At 65.3% G+C, this 17307-nt stretch carries 15 protein-coding genes and 1 tRNA gene; 6 read left to right on the top strand and 10 right to left on the bottom strand.

All coding sequences use genetic code 11. The features are described 5' to 3' along the window. Positions 1 to 134: 134 nt before the first annotated feature. Positions 135 to 2462, top strand: coding sequence for a CDC48 family AAA ATPase (locus J1N50_RS12655; protein ID WP_215353993.1), 2328 nt, complete (start codon positions 135 to 137; stop codon positions 2460 to 2462). Here J1N50_RS12655 and J1N50_RS12660 read toward each other — a convergent pair. After that, on the bottom strand, positions 2459 to 3760 hold the full coding sequence (locus J1N50_RS12660; protein ID WP_343227881.1) for an MFS transporter: 1302 nt from the start codon (positions 3758 to 3760) through the stop codon (positions 2459 to 2461). The two genes, J1N50_RS12655 and J1N50_RS12660, sit on opposite strands and share 4 nt — an antisense overlap. A 151-nt stretch (positions 3761 to 3911) precedes the next feature. On the opposite strand from J1N50_RS12660, the gene J1N50_RS12665 reads away from it, so the two are divergent. Further along, positions 3912 to 4547, top strand: a complete 636-nt coding sequence (locus J1N50_RS12665) for a class I SAM-dependent methyltransferase (protein ID WP_215353995.1) — start codon at positions 3912 to 3914, stop codon at positions 4545 to 4547. A 13-nt stretch (positions 4548 to 4560) separates the two neighbouring features. Here the strand turns inward: J1N50_RS12665 and J1N50_RS12670 are convergent, their stop codons facing one another. From J1N50_RS12670 to J1N50_RS12700, 7 genes are all read right to left on the bottom strand, one after another. After that, positions 4561 to 4737, bottom strand: coding sequence for a transposase (locus J1N50_RS12670; RefSeq protein WP_215353998.1), 177 nt, complete (start codon positions 4735 to 4737; stop codon positions 4561 to 4563). A gap of 132 nt (positions 4738 to 4869) precedes the next feature. Next, positions 4870 to 4945 (bottom strand) — tRNA-Lys (locus J1N50_RS12675). 112 nt (positions 4946 to 5057) lie between these two features. After that, on the bottom strand, positions 5058 to 6164 hold the full coding sequence (gene rodA, locus J1N50_RS12680; protein WP_215354000.1) for a rod shape-determining protein RodA: 1107 nt from the start codon (positions 6162 to 6164) through the stop codon (positions 5058 to 5060). Continuing rightward, on the bottom strand, positions 6161 to 8068 hold the full coding sequence (mrdA, locus tag J1N50_RS12685) for a penicillin-binding protein 2 (RefSeq protein WP_215354002.1): 1908 nt from the start codon (positions 8066 to 8068) through the stop codon (positions 6161 to 6163). The genes rodA and mrdA overlap by 4 nt, the downstream gene beginning before the upstream one ends. A gap of 11 nt (positions 8069 to 8079) precedes the next feature. Next, entirely contained in the window at positions 8080 to 8601 is a 522-nt protein-coding gene (gene mreD, locus J1N50_RS12690) for a rod shape-determining protein MreD (protein WP_215354004.1), read from the bottom strand. Next, positions 8598 to 9503 carry a rod shape-determining protein MreC gene (gene mreC, locus J1N50_RS12695; RefSeq protein WP_215354006.1) on the bottom strand — a complete coding sequence of 302 codons (906 nt, stop codon included), beginning with the start codon at positions 9501 to 9503 and terminating at the stop codon, positions 8598 to 8600. Before mreC ends, mreD begins: the two co-directional genes overlap by 4 nt. A gap of 17 nt (positions 9504 to 9520) precedes the next feature. Continuing rightward, positions 9521 to 10567, bottom strand: coding sequence for a rod shape-determining protein (locus J1N50_RS12700; RefSeq protein WP_215354009.1), 1047 nt, complete (start codon positions 10565 to 10567; stop codon positions 9521 to 9523). Positions 10568 to 10762: 195 nt separating this feature from the next. On the opposite strand from J1N50_RS12700, the gene mutL reads away from it, so the two are divergent. The 3 genes from mutL (at position 10763) to J1N50_RS12715 (ending at position 14019) form a co-directional block, all read left to right on the top strand. After that, positions 10763 to 12583, top strand: a complete 1821-nt coding sequence (gene mutL / locus J1N50_RS12705) for a DNA mismatch repair endonuclease MutL (protein WP_215354011.1) — start codon at positions 10763 to 10765, stop codon at positions 12581 to 12583. 234 nt (positions 12584 to 12817) lie between these two features. Then, positions 12818 to 13378, top strand: coding sequence for a PEPxxWA-CTERM sorting domain-containing protein (locus J1N50_RS17980; protein WP_215354013.1), 561 nt, complete (start codon positions 12818 to 12820; stop codon positions 13376 to 13378). A 104-nt stretch (positions 13379 to 13482) separates the two neighbouring features. Then, positions 13483 to 14019: a homogentisate 1,2-dioxygenase gene (locus J1N50_RS12715; protein WP_215354015.1), complete on the top strand. Its 537-nt coding sequence runs from the start codon at positions 13483 to 13485 to the stop codon at positions 14017 to 14019. On the opposite strand, the gene J1N50_RS12720 is transcribed toward J1N50_RS12715, so the two are convergent. Both J1N50_RS12720 and J1N50_RS12725 read right to left on the bottom strand, forming a co-directional pair. Further along, positions 14020 to 14478 (bottom strand): MaoC family dehydratase, encoded by a 459-nt coding sequence (locus J1N50_RS12720; protein ID WP_215354017.1) that lies wholly within the window; start codon positions 14476 to 14478, stop codon positions 14020 to 14022. A gap of 14 nt (positions 14479 to 14492) precedes the next feature. Further along, positions 14493 to 16061, bottom strand: coding sequence for an alkaline phosphatase D family protein (locus J1N50_RS12725; protein WP_215354020.1), 1569 nt, complete (start codon positions 16059 to 16061; stop codon positions 14493 to 14495). 144 nt (positions 16062 to 16205) lie between these two features. Here J1N50_RS12725 and J1N50_RS12730 point away from each other — a divergent pair, with 144 nt between their 5' ends. Continuing rightward, on the top strand, positions 16206 to 17210 hold the full coding sequence (locus J1N50_RS12730; RefSeq protein ID WP_215354022.1) for a DUF2167 domain-containing protein: 1005 nt from the start codon (positions 16206 to 16208) through the stop codon (positions 17208 to 17210). Positions 17211 to 17307 lie beyond the last annotated feature (97 nt).

Below are 17307 nucleotides of genomic sequence, written 5' to 3' on the forward strand. Positions count from 1 at the left end.
GGCGATATCGGACATGCCAGACAATTTGTGCAGTGCGGTATAGTATCGTTCGGGGATTACGCGCTCTCGGGGCTCGAAAATCCGGAACGATCGCCCTATCTTGCGCCTTCTGACTTTTTTGCGGGAGATACGCCTTGGCCGACGTGGCAATAAAGGAAAAGCAGGTCAAACTGCAGGTGGCGACGTTGCGGGCCGAGGAAAGCGGCGCCGGCATCGCGCGCATCCCGCGCAGCGCGATGGCCGAACTGGGCCTGACCGAGGGCGATGTCGTGCAGATCAGCGCCAAGCGCGACACCGCGGCGCGGGTTGTTGCCCCCTATCCCGAGGACGAGGGGCTGGAGGTTATTCGTCTCGATGGCCTGCAACGCGCCAATGCGGGCGCAGGCGCGGGTGATATGGTGGCGCTGAGCCGTGCCGAAATGCGCCCCGCGACGCGGGTGACCTTTGCACCGGCGCAGGAAAATCTGCGCCTTCAAGGCTCGGCGATGGCGCTGAAACGCAGCTTTTTCGGCCGGCCGCTCGTCGCCGGCGACACGGTGGCGACCGCGGGGCAGCAGCGACTTCCGGCGGGCGACATGCCGCCGCAGCTGCGCCAGATGCTCAACGCCCCGGCGTATGCGCTTGCCGAGGTGCGCCTGATCGTCGTGTCGGCGAATCCGAAGGGCATCGTCTATATCGACGAGAATACCGAAGTCGAACTGCTCGCCGAATATCAGGAGCCGCAGGACGCGCGGCGTACCGACGTCACTTATGACGATCTCGGCGGGCTTGGCGACACGATCAACCAGCTCCGCGAGATGGTCGAATTGCCGCTCCGTTACCCCGAGCTGTTCCAGCGCCTCGGGGTCGATCCGCCGCGCGGCGTTTTGCTGCACGGCCCGCCGGGCACCGGCAAAACGCGGCTCGCGCGGGCCGTCGCCAACGAAAGCGACGCGCAATTCTTCCTGATCAACGGCCCCGAGATCATGGGCAGCGCCTATGGCGAATCCGAAAAGCGGTTGCGCGAGATTTTCGAGCAGGCGACCAAGTCGGCGCCGTCGATCCTGTTTATCGACGAGATCGATTCGATCGCGCCCAAACGCGGACAGGTGACCGGCGAGGCGGAAAAGCGCATCGTCGCGCAGTTGCTCACGTTGATGGACGGGCTCGAGCCGCGGACGAACCTTGTCGTCATCGCCGCGACCAATCGGCCCGATGCGATCGACGAAGCGCTGCGGCGCCCCGGCCGTTTCGACCGCGAAATCGTGATCGGCGTGCCCGACGAGAAGGGCAGGCGCGAGATCCTGGGTATCCACACGCGCGGTATGCCGCTGGGTGACGACGTCGACCTCGACGAACTCGCGCGCACGACCTTCGGCTTCGTTGGCGCCGACATGGCGGCGCTGACACGTGAGGCCGCGATCGAGGCGGTGCGGCGGATCATGCCCAAGATCGACCTTGAGGAAGGAACGATTCCGCCCGAGGTGCTCGAAGGTGTCCGCGTTACGCGGGACGATTTTCTGGGCGCACTGAAACGCGTCCAGCCCTCGGCGATGCGCGAGGTGATGGTGCAGGCGCCGAATACGCGCTGGAGCGACATCGGCGGGCTCGACGCGGCGCGCGACAAGATGATCGAGGGGATCGAACTGCCGCTCAAGCATCCCGATGCGTTCCGGCGGCTCGGCATTCGCCCCGCCAAGGGATTCCTGCTCTATGGCCCACCGGGGACGGGCAAGACGTTGCTTGCCAAGGCGGCGGCGCGCGAGTCCGACGCCAATTTCATCGCGATCAAATCGTCCGATCTTCTGTCCAAATGGTACGGCGAGAGCGAGCAGCAGATCGCGCGCCTGTTCGCGCGGGCACGGGCGGTGGCGCCGACGATCATCTTCATCGACGAACTCGACAGCCTGGTGCCCGCGCGCGGCAGCGGCACGTCGGGCGAGCCGCAGGTGACCGAACGCGTCGTCAACACGATCCTCGCCGAGATGGACGGAATCGAGGAAATGCAATCGGTTGTCGTGATCGGCGCGACGAACCGCCCGAACCTGATCGATCCCGCGCTGCTCCGCCCGGGACGGCTCGACGAACTCATCTATGTGTCGGTGCCGAACGCCGAGGGGCGGAAGCGCATCCTTGAAATCCATACGTCGCGGATGCCGCTCGCGAAGGATGTCGATCTGGCGGCGCTTGCCGAAAAGGCCGATCGCTTCACGGGCGCCGACCTGGAGGATCTGGTGCGCCGCGCGGGTCTCGCGGCGCTCAAGCGTTCGATCGACAGCGATCTCGTCACGCTGGAGGACTTCGAGGCGGCGCTCAAGGACACGCGCGCCTCGGTGACCGAGGCGATGGAAAAGGATTATGAAAAGATCCAGGGCGAAATCAAGCAGCAGGCAATGAGCGTCGACCCGATCGGCTTCTTCGCGCCGGGGATGCTGAAGCCCGTTCGCGAGCAAAAGCACGCGGAAGAGCCTACGAAGGACTAGGGGTTTGCGGGCTGGTCCTGCCCGAGCGCGGACCAGCCCCACACCATCAGCCAGACGCAGAAGGCCGCCATCAGCCCGTAAGCGACCATCGGGTGCCAGTTGTAGAGCAGCACGCCGATCGCGGGTGAGATGATATAGGCCGATCCGTTGATCGACGCGGTCATGCCCGCGACCGCGCCCTGGTCGCGGCGCGGCACCGAAAGCGATGCGCCGGCCGTGAAGCCGGGCCGGAACAGGCCAAAGCCGAGCGATGCCGACGCGAAACCGATGACGATGGCGTGCAGATTCTGCGCAAGCCCGGTCATCAGGATGCCTAGCGTGGCGAGGGCGGCGCCGGCGAGCACGGTCGGGCGCGGCGTCAGCTTGAGGATCGGGATCAGGCCCCATTGCGCGAGCAAGGTTGCGAAGGCGCCGGCCATCAGCACGATACCGGTGATCGCCGCGCCCTCATCGGGTTTCAGTCGCAGGTGCAGCCGGTCGAGAATCAGGAAGCCGACGACGCCCAGCATCATTGCCTGCGCCTGACCGCCGAAAAAGCCCGCGAGCAGCCAGGGGCGGACGCGGCGGTCGCGCCAGTGAAGCGGTTCCTGTTCGGCCGGGTCGCGCTCATTTTCCTCTTCTGCCGTTGGTTCGGGCGGGCCCGCCGACAGGGGGTAGGGCGCAATGGCGCCGCGCGCCGCGAAGCGCGGCATGTCGTCAGGCAGGCGCCAGCGCAACATGACGAGCACGATCAGGCCGATTAGCGCAAAGACGAGCAGGGGGCCGGCGAGACCGACCATGGGCAGGATGAAAAAAGGCGCGATCGCGGGTCCGATCACCGTACCCAGCCCGAAGGAGGAGGAGACTAGCGACAGCGCCTGCGTCCGCTGTTCGGGGTCGGTGCGCGAGGCGACATAGGCCTGCACCGCGGGGGGAGATGCCGATCCCAACCCGCCATAAAGGCTACGAAAGATTGCGAAGACAATGAAAGTGAAACCGGCAGCCAGATAGCCCTCGAGTCCTGCCCACAAGGTCAGCCCGCACAGTGCCATCGACGAAAAGAAGCCGATGACGCCGAGCGCCATCAGAGCTTTGCGCCCGCGCTTGTCCGATTGCCGCGCCCAATGCGGTGCGGTCAGCACCCAGAGCAAAGCCGACCAGCTGAACGCCAGGCTGACCCATACGTCGGGGATGTGGAGTTTGGCGCCGATGGCGGGGAGGATCGACTGCATCGCGGTATTGCCCGCCGCGGCCACGAGCATGATCGCGAACAGCACGGCCATGCGGTCGGCTGGAATCGATCGCGATGCGGCAGTCACTTTGTCCCCTTTTTGCGCCTGATCCGTTGCGGGCTGCCCACCCCCCGTACATCGGGTTGCGTTTCTGTCCAGTGTCAAGACTGACTCTTTTGTTGCGCGAGCGTCACGATTTTGCCACGCATTCGGTAACCGCAACAACGCGAAAGCCATCATGACCAATCCGCGGGCGCACGCCCAATCGAATGTCTCGCCGATCCGCAAGATCCGCGAGAAACTGAAGCGCTTTTTCGGCCCCTGGGGCATGTTCGTAAAGGGCTTCATCAAGCATCCGGTCATGGTGGGATCGATCGTTCCGTCCTCGCCCACGCTGATCCGCCATATGCTGCGGCCGGTGGACTGGAAAAATACGAAGCTGTTCGTCGAATATGGTCCCGGCGTCGGCACCTTCTGTCGTCCCGTCCTCGAAAGAATGGCGGGCGACGCGACCCTGATCGCGATCGACACCAACGAGGATTTCATCGACTATCTGCGCAAGGATATTCGCGACAGTCGCTTCGTCGCCGTTCATGGCTCGGCCGCCGATGTCGAGGAGATCGTCCGCGCACATGGGTTCGAGCAGGCCGACTATGTGCTGTCGGGCCTGCCTTTCTCGACCCTTCCTTCGGGTGTCGGTCCGGCGATCGCCGCTGCCACGCATCGCGTGCTGCGGCCGGGCGGCGCTTTCCTCGTCTATCAGTTCCGCGCCCGCGCGCGCGATTTCCTCGCGGTACATTTCAGGCGCATCGACAATGCGTTCGAGTGGGTGAACATCCCGCCCTGCTTCCTGTTCTGGGGCTGGAAGGAATAGGTGGCGTTTACATTCAGGCGCAGCATTTGAGAGCTGCCACGAGCTTGAGCAAGCCAGCGTGGTTTCGGGCGAGTTTGTCGCAGCGCGTCGTGATGCGCCTGAAGTGTTCGATCCCGCTGAAGAAGCGTTCGAATAGGTTGCGGTCTTTGAAGATTGTGGCGTCGACACTGCCAGCATCGGGTGCGTTCATGATATGACATCGCCGAAGCGGGTTCGAAAGGCCGACGAGAATTATGTCACAAAATCCCCTGCAAAAGCCGATGCCGATAGGCTGAGGCTGGCGGCATATCTGACGCAACTATCTGAAAAATAAGAAAGAAAATGGTGGACGCACTAGGGCTCGAACCTAGGACCCGCTGATTAAGAGTCAGCTGCTCTACCAACTGAGCTATGCGTCCACATGCCGGTTTCGGCATTCTTCGGCGGGGCCGGGAAACTCCCTGTCTCGCGAAGAGAGCGCGCCGCTATCATGGTGTTTCGGGCTTGGCAATGCCCAATTGCAGATTTTCTTCAATGAAAGCGGCGCGTCCCGGTTTTGCTGTCGTTTTCGATCGCCAGGATGATGCCGACGCACGTCATGATCGTCAGCATCGACGAACCGCCGTAGGAAAAGAGCGGCAGCGGGATGCCGACGACGGGCGCCATGCCCATCACCATCGACAGGTTGATCGCGATGTAGAAAAAGATCGTCATCGTAAGCCCCGCCGCGGTGAGCTGGCCGAAGCGCGTCCGGGCGCGGAGCGCGACGCGCGTGCCCCAGCGCAGCAGCAGGAAGAAGGCGAAAAGCAGCGCCAGGCCACCGATCAGTCCCCATTCCTCCGCCATCGTCGCAAAGATGAAGTCGGTGTGGCCTTCGGGGAGATAGTCGAGATGGCTCTGCGACCCGTTAAGGAAACCCTTGCCGCCAATCCCGCCCGAACCGATCGCGATCTTGGACTGGCTGATATGATAGCCAGCGCCCAGCGGGTCGCTTTCGGGATCGAGGAAGATCAGGACGCGCTTCTGCTGATAGTCATGCAGCATCGAGAAGAGGATGGGCAGCGCCGCGACGCCGGCGCCTGCTGCGCTGCCGAACCACCAGAAGGGGAGGCCCGCGACGAACATCACCACGACGCCGCCGATCGAGATCGCGAGTGCGGTGCCGAGGTCGGGCTGGAGCATGACGAGTGCGGCCGGAACCCCGATCGCGAGGAGCGCTGGCCAGAGCGCGGTGAAGGTGCGCGTGTTGCCCGGGGGCAATTGCGTATAGAAGCGCGCAAGCGCGATCACGATCGCGACTTTCATCAACTCGGATGGCTGGAGGTTCATGAAGCCGAGGTTCAGCCATCGCTGGCTGCCGCCGCCGACGAAACCGAGCAGTTCGACCGCCATCAGCAGCGCAAGCACCCCGATGTAGCCGATATAGGCGAAATCCTCGAAGAGACGGAGCGGAAGGCGTCCGATCACGAGCGCGAGACCCAGGAAGACGAGGAAGCGCACACCCTGTTGCCACGCCCATGGCGACAAGTTGCCGCCCGCCGCCGAATAGAGGACGAGCAGGCCGAAGCCGCAGATGGCCGTCAAAAGCGCCATGAGTTTCCAGGGGAAGCGCTGGATCGCGGGTGGGACCGGGATCATTGCGCAAGCCCCGGATCGGGCGCCGCGATGCCGGCCTTCCAGGCGGCGTAGTTGCGGTCCATGCGTTCCTTGATCGTGCCGCCCCAGCCGGCCTCGAAGGTTTCGAGCGCCTCCATCCCCTTTTCGCGATCGTAGATGAAGGTGAAGACGTCCTTCGCGACCGGCGCCGCGGCGCGGCTGCCGCCCATGCCATGCTCGATGATGACCGAAATGGCGTAGCGGGGATTGTCGACCGGTGCGAAGCCGATGAACAGGCCGTGGTCGCGAAAGCGCCACGTCCCCCCCTTGCCGTTGCCGGTGTTGAGCCCGCGCACCTGTGCGGTGCCGGTCTTGCCTGCCATCGCGATGCCGTCGAGCGGCAGGCGGCTGCGCCCGGCGGTGCCGCCCGGCCCGTTGACGACGAGGTCCATGCCTTCGCGCGCGGTGGCCAGCGCCTCGGCAGAGAAGGGGAGGGCCTCGTTCGCGAACTGGCGGTTGACGAGGCGCGGATAGAGGCGGCGGCCGGACGCGATGCGCGATGCCATGACGGCGAGCTGGAGCGGGTTCACGCTGACATAGCCCTGACCGATGACCGCGTTCAGCGAGTCCGATGCCGACCATGGCTGGTTATATTTCTTCATCTTCCAGGCGCTGTCGGGGATCGTCCCGAACCGCTGGTTGCTGCCCGCGAGCTGGAATTCCTCGCCGAGACCCATCATCTTCGCCGTCGGCGCGATCGCGTCGTAACCCAGCCGGTGCGCGACCCAATAGAAATAGCTGTTGCAGCTCTTCATGATCGCGTGCGGCATGTCGAGGCTGCCATGCGTGCCAAGGCAGCGGAAGAAGCGGCTGCCGAGACGGTAGCCGCCGATGCAGGTGTGGCGTTCGCCGGGGTCGATGCCATGCTCGATCGCGGCGATCGCGGCCATCGGCTTCAGGGTCGATCCCGGCGGATAGAGGCCGCGCGTCGCCTTGTTGATCAGCGGCTGGTGATCGTCGGCGCGCAGCCAGCTATATTCCGAATTGCTGATCCCGTCCGAAAAGCTGTTCGGGTCGAAGCTCGGCATCGAGACGAAGGCGAGGATGTCGCCGGTATGCGTGTCGATCACCACCGCCGCGCCGGATTCGGGCCCCATGCGGCGCGCGACATAGTCCTGCAGGTCGGCGTCGATGGTCAGGTGAACGGTTTTGCCCTGCACGTCGGGCTGGGTGGAAAGCTCGCGCACGACCTTGCCGCGCGCGGTGACCTCGACGCGTTTGGCGCCGGGCTTGCCGCGCAGCATCTGCTGGAAATATTTCTCGAGCCCGTCCTTGCCGGTCTTGTAGCCGGGAGTGATGTAGAGCGGGTCCTTCGCCTTCTCATATTCCTCGGCGGTCGGCGCGCCGACATAGCCGATCAGGTGGCCGACGGCGGCGCCGGTCGGATAGTTGCGCGCGAAGCCGCGCTGCGGCGCGACGCCGGGCAGTTCGGGCAGGTGGACGAGGATCGACGAATATTCCTGCTCGGTCATATCCTCGGCAACGGCGACCGGCTGAAAGCCCGATGCGGCCTTCAGGTCGCGCTCGATCCGTTCCATCGCGTCCTTGTCGAGGCGGAGCAGCGTGCGGAGCTGCCCGAGGACATTCTCCTTGTTGTGCAGCCGGTCGGGGATGATGTCGACCCGCAAGGACACGCGATTGTTCGCAAGCGCCTTGCCGTTCCGGTCGACAATCCAGCCGCGGCGCGGCGGGACGAGCGTCAGGTTGACGCGGTTGCTTTCCGATTCAAGCACATAGCGTTCGTTGTCGATCACCGAAATATAGGCCATGCGCGCGGCGAGCGCGACCCCGACCGCCGCCTGCGCGCCGCCGACGACGAGCGCGCGGCGGGTGAAGGTGAAGCCGCGCCAGGCTTCGGTGATCGGGGGACTCTTTTTGCCAAACATGAAGGGGGGTTTTATCGACGTTTCAGGCGGAAATTGTCAAACTTGCCGGTGAGGCGAAGAAAGAGCGGAAGAAGCAGGATCGAGACGATGATTTGCGGTGCGACAAGGCCCAAAACGCGTCCGGTCTCCGCGTGCGGGTGGGTAAGCAGCGCGGCGATCGACTGGACGATCGCCACGAGCAGAGCGCCGATCGCCCAGTCGTGGAAAAAGCCGCGCCAATAGATGCGCTGCGACAGATAGGCGATCGCGATGCTCGCCGCGGTCCAGAGGAATATGGCGGTGCCGATCGGCGCGCCGCTGAACAGATCGTCCCACAGGCCGAGGGGCAGGCCGATCCACACCGGCCACATCTCGGTCCGCAGCAGCTGCCAGCACAGGAAGAAGAGCAGGCCGAGCGGCGGCAACACCGGCGAACTCGCGACCAGCGGCAGCATCAGCGGCAGCGCCGATGCGATCATCACCGTGGCGACCGGCACCGCGCGCATCCGCCAGAGCGATGCCGGTTCGCCGAGACGCGGCCCTTTCTGGTTCATGGCGCCTTCGGAACCTCCGGCACCGCGTCGGCGTCGGGCTTCAGCAGCGCCTCGGCATTGTCGGGCGTATAGGGGCGCAGCACCGATACCGCGTCGACCTTTGCCGGGTCGGCGAGCGGCCGGGCGAGGGCGCCATCGTCCTGGCGGCGGATGACGATCGCGACCGGGATGTTCGGCGGATAGAGGCCGCCGGTCCCCGAGGTGACGAGGATATCGCCGGGCTTGAACGGATTGTTCGCGATATTGAGCGTGCGGATGTCGAGATCGCCGTTGCCGCGGCCATAGGCGAGCGCGGGCAGGCCGTCGCGCGCGCGGCGGACGGGGACGATATTGTCGATATCGGTGATCAGCAGCACCTGCGACACGGACGGCCCCGAGCCGAGGATGCGGCCGATCAGGCCGTCGGCGCCGCGCACCGGCTGCCCCGCTGCGACACCCAGGTTGCGTCCGATGCTGAGCAGCGCGATGCGCTTGCTGCTCGTCGAGGTCGAGGTGAGCAGATAGCCGTTGGCGATCGCCGTCTTGTCGGCTTCCTGCAGCTTGAGCAGCGCCTTCAATTGGCGATTCTCTTCCTGGAGCGAGCTGGTCGCGACGAGCTGGCGCCGCGTCGCGGCGAGTTCCTTGCGCAGCCGCCGGTTCTGCGACCCCGCGCCGACATAGGCCGACACCGCGTCATCGATGCCCGAGATCGAACCGATGACCGACCGGCTGGCGCGTGCGATCGGCGCCGTGACCTCGTGGCTGGCGACGCGCAGCGCGGCGAAGCCGACGGGATCGACGACCGACAGCACAGCCAGCAGCAAGCCCGCCACTGCCCCTGTCACCGCAATGACATAGGCAACGAACAGGCTGTACTGGGCCTTTCGGGATTGCCCCGGACGCCGATGTGCCGGGCGGACCATGGTGCGACGTTACCCGATCAGGCCTGCTGCAACACGCCGCGGAAGGCGGGATCCTCCATCGCGCGGCCGGTGCCGATCGCGACGCAGGTCAGCGGGTCTTCGGCGACGGTAACGGGCAGGCCGGTCGCGTCGCGCAGCAGTTCGTCGAGTTCGGCGATCAGCGCGCCGCCGCCGGTCAGCACGATACCCTGATCGACGATGTCGGCCGCGAGTTCGGGGGCGGTGTTCTCCAGCGCGATGCGGACGCCCTCGACGATCGTGCCGATCGGTTCGGACAGCGCCTCGGCGATCTGCGCCTGGTTGATCGAGATTTCCTTGGGCACGCCGTTGACGAGGTCGCGGCCCTTGATGTGGATCGTCATGCCGACGCCGTCGGCAGGGATGCGCGCGATGCCGAAATCCTTCTTGATCCGCTCCGCGGTCGCTTCGCCGATCAGCAGGTTATGGTGTCGGCGGACATAGGAGACGATCGCTTCGTCCATCTTGTCGCCGCCGGCGCGAACCGAGGTGGTGTAGGCAAGGCCGCGGAGCGAGAGCACCGCGACTTCGGTGGTGCCGCCGCCGATGTCGACGACCATCGATCCGATCGGCTCGGTGACGGGCATGTCGGCGCCGATCGCGGCGGCCATCGGCTCCTCGATCAGCCACACTTCGCTGGCGCCCGCGTTCGACGCGGCGTCGCGGATCGCGCGGCGTTCGACGCTGGTCGAGCCGCTGGGCACGCAGATCACGATTTCGGGGCTGCGGAACGCATTGGGCTTGCCGCCGTGGACCTTGGTGATGAAGTGCTTGATCATCTGCTCGGCGACGTCGATGTCGGCGATGACGCCGTCGCGTAGCGGACGGATCGCCTCGATGCTGTCGGGGGTCTTGCCCATCATCAACTTCGCGTCGTCGCCAACCGCCTTCACCCGCTTGATGCCGTTCAGCGTTTCGACCGCGACGACCGACGGTTCGTTCAGCACGATGCCCTTGCCGCGCACATAGACCACGGTGTTCGCGGTGCCGAGGTCGATAGCCATGTCTTGGGAATTGAATTTCAGAAACCGGGAAAAGAAGGACATCTATACTGCTTCCTGTCATCGGCGCCGCCGGTCCAGGATGGACCGCGCCCCCGTAGAATTTTGACTCCGCATGTCCCGCCGTCAACAGCAGCAATCAGGGGGAGAGTCCGGCCTGTCCGAACGGATGGCTGGATAAAATGATCAGGCTGTGCGGATGGGTCGCGATTTGCGTCCGACTGCGCTAGGAGAGCTTCCATGTCAATACGCCGCCTGCCGGAAAAGCTCGTAAATCGGATCGCGGCCGGTGAAGTGGTTGAAAGACCGGCCGCGGCGCTCAAGGAGCTGGTTGAAAACGCCATCGACGCGGGCGCGACTCGCATTTCGGTGCGAATCGCCGAGGGCGGGATGGCGCGGCTGGAGGTCGAGGACGACGGTTGCGGAATGACCGCTGCCGAGATGGCGCTGGCCCTCGAACGCCATGCGACCTCGAAGCTGCCGACCGATGCGATCGAGGACGTCACGACGATGGGTTTTCGGGGCGAAGCCTTGCCCTCGATCGCCAGCGTTGCGCGGCTTACGCTCGAAAGCCGCGTTGCGGGAGGCGACGGGTGGCGTCGCGTCGTCGACAATGGCGCGGTGGCCGCCGAAGGACCGGCGGCGCTGGCGAAAGGGACTCATGTTGTCGTCGAGGACCTGTTCGCGCGGGTTCCGGCACGGCGCAAATTCCTGCGCAGCCCTCGCAGCGAATATGCCGCCTGCCTCGACGTCGTGAAGCGGCTCGCGATGGCGCGCCCCGACATCGCCTTCGTCGTCGAACATGACGGGCGCCGCGTCCTCGACGTGCAAGGCGGACAGGATCGGCTGTCGCGGGTCGCCGCGCTCACCCAGCGCGAGCTGGCGGCGAACAGCATCGGCGTCGATGTGGAACGCGGCGAGGCGCGGCTGGGCGGCGTTATCAGCCTGCCCACCTACAATCGTGGCATCGCCGACCATCAATATCTGTTCGTCAACGGTCGCCCGGTGAAGGACAGGCTGCTCGTGGGGGCACTTCGCGGCGCCTATGCCGACCTTCTCGCGCGTGATCGCCATCCGGTCGTGGCGCTGTTCCTCGATATTCCGACCAGCGAGGTGGACGTCAACGTCCATCCCGCGAAGACCGAAGTGCGGTTCCGCGACCCGCAGCTTATTCGCGGGATGATCGTCGGCGGCCTTCGCCGGGCGCTCGACGAGCATGGGTTCCGCAGCGTGCAGCGCCCCGCCGAGGCGGCGCTGTCGGCGTGGCAGCAGGAGCCTGTGCCGTCGCCCGAGCCCGCGACGGGGTTCCTCTTCGGTCGCCGTACCGAGCCCGCCGTCCACCTGTTCGGCGCCGACATCACGCCGCCGGGCGAGGATGTCGCGCGCGTCTATGACCGGCTCGTCCCCTTTGCGTCGGCGGCGCCCGCGCCGCCTTCGGGACGCGCCGAGGTCGCCGTCGCGCCGCCGCCGATGGCCGACGAGTACCCGCTCGGCATCGCGCGCGGCCAGATCGCCAACACCTATATCGTCGCCGAGGCCGAGGACGGCCTCGTCATCGTCGATCAGCATGCGGCGCACGAACGGCTTGTGCTGGAACAGCTCCGCCACGGCATGGCGGGGCGCGCCGTGCCGTCGCAGGGCTTGCTGTTGCCCGAAGTGGTCGAACTCGACGAACCCGCGTGCGACCGGCTCGAAGCCGCCGCGCCGCAGCTCGCCGCGCTCGGCGTCGAACTCGAACGCTTCGGTCCGGCCGCGGTGATGGTCCGCGCCACGCCGGCGATGCTCGGCGCGATCGATACCCAGAAGCTGGTCAACGACATCGCCGACGATCTCGCGGGCTATGACGCGGCGCTCGGCCTCTCCGAAAAGCTCGAACTCGTTGCCGCGACCATGGCGTGCCACGGCTCGGTGCGAGCCGGACGGACCCTCAGCGTGCCAGAGATGAACGCGCTGCTCCGCCAGATGGAGGTGACGCCGCATTCGGGCCAGTGCAACCACGGCCGCCCGACCTGGGTGAAGCTTGCGATGCACGATGTGGAACGGCTGTTCGGGCGGAAATAGCCTGTCTCGCAATGGGACAGGGCGAGGCAAACCGGACCTGCAATAAACCTAACAAATTGCTAAGTAACTTTACATGATACGAGTCGTTTTTGCAGCGGCTCGGTGCGTTTTGGACGGAAGGTCGCGCCGTTCGAAAGCTGATTGGTTGGGGAGGCGACGTAAATGTTTAGGGCTGCAAAATTTTTTCTGGCTGCCGTAGTGGCGCTGGTTTCCGTTTCGCCGGCAAGCGCCGCCGTGACAATCTGCCTGGGCGGCGGCTGCGCGGGCGGCAACCCCGCGTCGAATGTCCTCTTCAGCGATAATCTGACCGGCACGTCGATCAACGCCACGCTGAACAATGCGCCGGGCATCGTGAATTTTTCCTCGCTGGAGGCGCTTAAAACACAGGCCAATGGGCAGGCGCGTATTTTCGCGGCGGACGGAACGCTCAACAACCCCTTCACCATCAGCTATGTCGATGGCCTGATCAGCAAGCTCGAGCTCAACATCGATGCGAAGACGGCGGGCAACGTCAGCTTCGCGTTCACAGGCGGCGACAGCAACGGGCTGGTGCTCACGCCTTATGCGATCGGCGCGAATGGCGCGAACTTCTACAATGCCTTCAACGGCACCTTCAAGAGTGTGACCATATCCTTTCTTGATGGCGCGACGGCGAGCGATGTCAGCCAGGTTCGTGTGACGGCCATCCCGGCCGTTCCCGAACCCGCAACCTGGGCCATGATGTTGCTCGGTCTCGGCGCGGTCGGCGCCTCGCTCCGGCGGCGCACCCGGAACGCCGGTCCCGCCCTGGCCTAGTGCCGAACCGGACTTGTGTGTAATGAAGAGGCGCCGGTCGATCCGGCGCCTTTTTCGTTGAGGTCTCACCGGGCTCGCGCGGTGCGGAAGGGGAGGATGGGCGGTTGCGTTTTCATTTGATGGCCATTGGCGCGGCTTGCATCGCCGCCCTGTCAGCGGCCGGTCCGGCTGCGGCCGCCGCGACGGCAAAGAAGGCTTCGTGCCCCGCCAAGCCCGTCCTGCCGCCCGAGCTGTCCGGCTGGGCGCGGAGCAGTTCAAACAAGACGATCTATGGCTATGGCGACGCGCGCGCGGCGGACTGGCCGCCGCTGGCGGCGGCGCGCACCGGGTTGGCGCTCCACCGTTACGAAAGCCTCAGCTACTGGATCGCGCCAGCGCGCGCGCCCGATCCGTTCAAGTTCGGCGGCATGGTGCCGATCGTCGTCAAGCAGCCCGGCCGCCTGACCGTCGCGCTCGACGAGGGCGCGTGGATCGACCTTGTGCGCGACGGTAAGATTGTGCGGTCGGTCAGCCACGATCATGGCCCCGCTTGCTCGGGAATCCGCAAGATGGTCGACTTCGACGTGACCGAGGGCCGTTACCTGCTCCAGATCGTCAATGCGCCGAACGCCTCGATCCGCGCGATGGCGGTGGTGCGCTGATCAGTCGGTTCCCGCCTGGTCGCGGACGCGGATCAGCCCGGTCGAGACCATCGTCATCACCGGCGCGTCATGCTGGTTGAAAACGGTCAGCCTTGATTTGAACAGGCCCATTTCCGGGCGGCTTGCCGACCGGCGCTTTTCCAGCACCTCGGTTTCGCAGCGGAGCGTGTCGCCGGGATAGACAGGCGTCAGCCAGCGCAGATCCTCAATCCCGGGCGACCCGAGCCCGGCCTGCTCGTGCTCCTTCATATTGTCGACCATCATCCGCATCGCCATCGATCCGGTGTGCCAACCGCTCGCCGAGAGTCGGCCGAAATGGGTGTTCGCGGCGGCTTCGTCGTCGAGGTGAAAGGGCTGCGGATCGTACTTGCCCGCAAAGTCGATCACTTCTTCGCGCGTGACCTGCTTGCTGCCGAAGCGGCGGACGACGCCGACCTCGATGTCCTCGTAATAGAGCAATGTCTTTCCCCCGGTCAGGCCATCTTGAGCCCGGCGACGTCGCGTTCGACCACCGCGGTCGCCCGCTTCGACAGCGTGTTCGTCGGCGTCGTCACCTTGTCGACGACCATGAAGTGCGATTGCCACGCCTCCTTGCCGACCTCGCACACGACATAGCCGCGTTGGTCGTTCGCGAATTTGAGCTCGGGGTTGAGCTTCAGGAACACGTCGGTGCCCTTGCGCTGGTCGCTGCCGTCGCCGCCGCTCGTTATCGAAGTCGCGACGATTTCGGCGGCCACGATCTTGTCCCTGTGGACCAGATTGCCACAGAAATTCTGATGCTCGTCGCCGGTCAGCACGACGGTGTTCCTGAGCCCCGCGAAACGCGAGAGGATGCGCTCGCGCGGCGCATCATAGCCCGGCCAGCTGTCGAGATTGAGGATTTTCTCGGGTTCATCCTCGCGGCGGCGGCGGTCGAGCGCCATCATCGTCACCTGCTGCGCGATGCCGTTCCACGTCGCGCCGCCTTCGCCGAGATTCTTCGCGAGCCAATCCTCCTGTGCCTTGCCGAGAACCTGCGCATCCTTGGCGAACACCTCGGGGCACGTCGGCTTGAAGCCATCGCCGCACGGTTGATTGCTGCGATACTGCCGCGTGTCGAGTATCTGCATCGCCATCAGATTGCCGTAACGAAGCTCGCGGTTCGCGGCGATGAACCCGCCGCGCGGGAGCAGCGCCTTGCGCACGGGCATATGTTCGTACCAGGCCTGAAAGGCTGCCTGGCGGCGCAGCATGAACACCTCGGGCGGCGGCGCGTCGGGGTCGTTGCCGTCATAGTCGAGCTTCCAGTCGTCATAGACCGAGACCCAGTCGTTGCGGATCTCGTGATCGTCGAAGCTGGAGATAAACGCGTGCTGCGACCGCGCCGCCTGCATGTCGATGTCGAACAATGTCTGCGAATAAGCGGTGCGGAAATCGCCGAGATCCTGCAGTCCGCGCATCGCATATTTGCGGACAGGGCGGACGGGGAGGCCGTCGGGGAAGAGGTAATCCTGCTGATATTCGTAGATGAAGTCGCCATAGTGATAGACGAAGGCGATGTCCTCGCGGGCAAGGTGGCGATAGGCGCCATAGAAGCCCGATTCATAATGCTGGCAGCCGCACACCCCGAACTTCAGCGCGTCGACATTCGCGCCGGCGACGGGGAGCGTCTTCGCCCGGCCGCGCAGGCTGCGCTCGCCCCCCGCGGTGAAGCGATAATAATAGGGGCGGTTCGGCTGGAGTCCCGCGACCTCGACATGGACGCTGTGGCCGAGCTCGGGGCGTGCGAGTTCGGTGCCCTTGGCGGCGATCTCCTTGAACCCGCTATCGGGCGAGACTTCCCATTCGACCGGCACGGTGGCGAGCGGCATCCCGCCGTGCGGTTCCATGGGCGCAGGCGCCAGGCGCGTCCAGATGACGAACCCGTCGCTGGCCGGGTCGCCGGCCGCAACGCCGAGGCTGAAAGGGAAGTCGCGGAAAATACCGGCCTCCGCGCGCAGGATCGCGGGCGCCGACAGCCCGGCGAGGGTCGCGGTGGCAAGGAAATGGCGACGGTTCAGCATGGCGGCTCCGAAAGCGAGATGGCGACTCAGCGCCAGCGGCATAGCCCAGCCGCGCGCACATTCCCATGCGCCGCTTTGGTTCTTTTGCCGCTTGCCAGTCTGTACCAGGTTTGAGACAGACCGGTGATCAACCGGGGGGGCATCATGAGCAGAATATCGAACAAGTGCAGCGCATTGGCTTTGGCGGGGGCGCTCGTGATCGTGTCCGCACCGGTGGGCGCCCCGCCTGTTGCGGCAGCGACGACCGCGGCCGCGGCTGCGTCCGATCCGATAGCGGCGCAGCAACGCGCGGCGGCCGAGAAATTGCTGAAGGAACTGGATCGCCAAACGGGGACGATCCCGATCCCGGCGGCGAAGGCCGACCTCAACCTCGGCGACCGATATTATTTTGTCGGGCCCGAACAATCGCGCACGATTCTGGTCGACATCTGGCGCAACCCGCCCGCGGCGGCGAACGGTGTGCTCGGCATGGTGTTTCCCAAGGGCAAGAGCTTCGTCGACGACACCTGGTCGGCGGTGATCACCTATGAAGACACCGGCTATGTATCCGACGACGATGCCAAGACGATCGATTACAACGAGATGCTCGCCAACATGAAGGCAAGCGACGAGGCACAGGCGCCAGATATCCGCGCGCAGGGCTATCCCGCGGGCATTCTCCAGCGCTGGGCGCAGGCGCCGACCTACGACGCCGGCAAGCATTCGCTCGTCTGGGCGCGCGACATCAAATTCGACGATGCGCCCGAAGATACGCTCAACTACGACATCCGCTTGCTCGGACGCGAGGGTGTGCTGAGCATGAACATCCTCGCGGGCATCAGCCAGCTCGACGAAGTGCGCGAGGCGGCCAAGACCTTCGCCAGCGTTGGCAGCTTCCGGGACGGCGCGCGCTATGCCGACTATGATCCCGCGACCGACAAAAAGGCCGAATACGGGATCGCCGGGCTGATCGCCGCGGGCGGCGCGGCGGCGGTTGCGAAAAAGGTGGGCCTGCTCGCGATTCTTGCGAAGTTCGGCAAATTCCTGCTGATCGGCGTCGTGGCGCTGTTTGCGGCCTTCCGCAATTTCATCGGCGGGCTGTTCGGCCGCAAGGCCGCGAGGGACGCCGCCGAATGGGAAGCGCCCGCCGATGAGGACAGGCGCGACTGACCTTCCTCGTCATGCCGGACCCTTCGACAGGCTCAGGACAGGCTTGATCCGGCATCCACCGTCGCGCTCGACCGCTTGGACCCCGGATCGAGTCCGG

This window comes from Sphingopyxis soli, assembly GCF_018682675.1.
Taxonomy (GTDB): domain Bacteria; phylum Pseudomonadota; class Alphaproteobacteria; order Sphingomonadales; family Sphingomonadaceae; genus Sphingopyxis; species Sphingopyxis soli.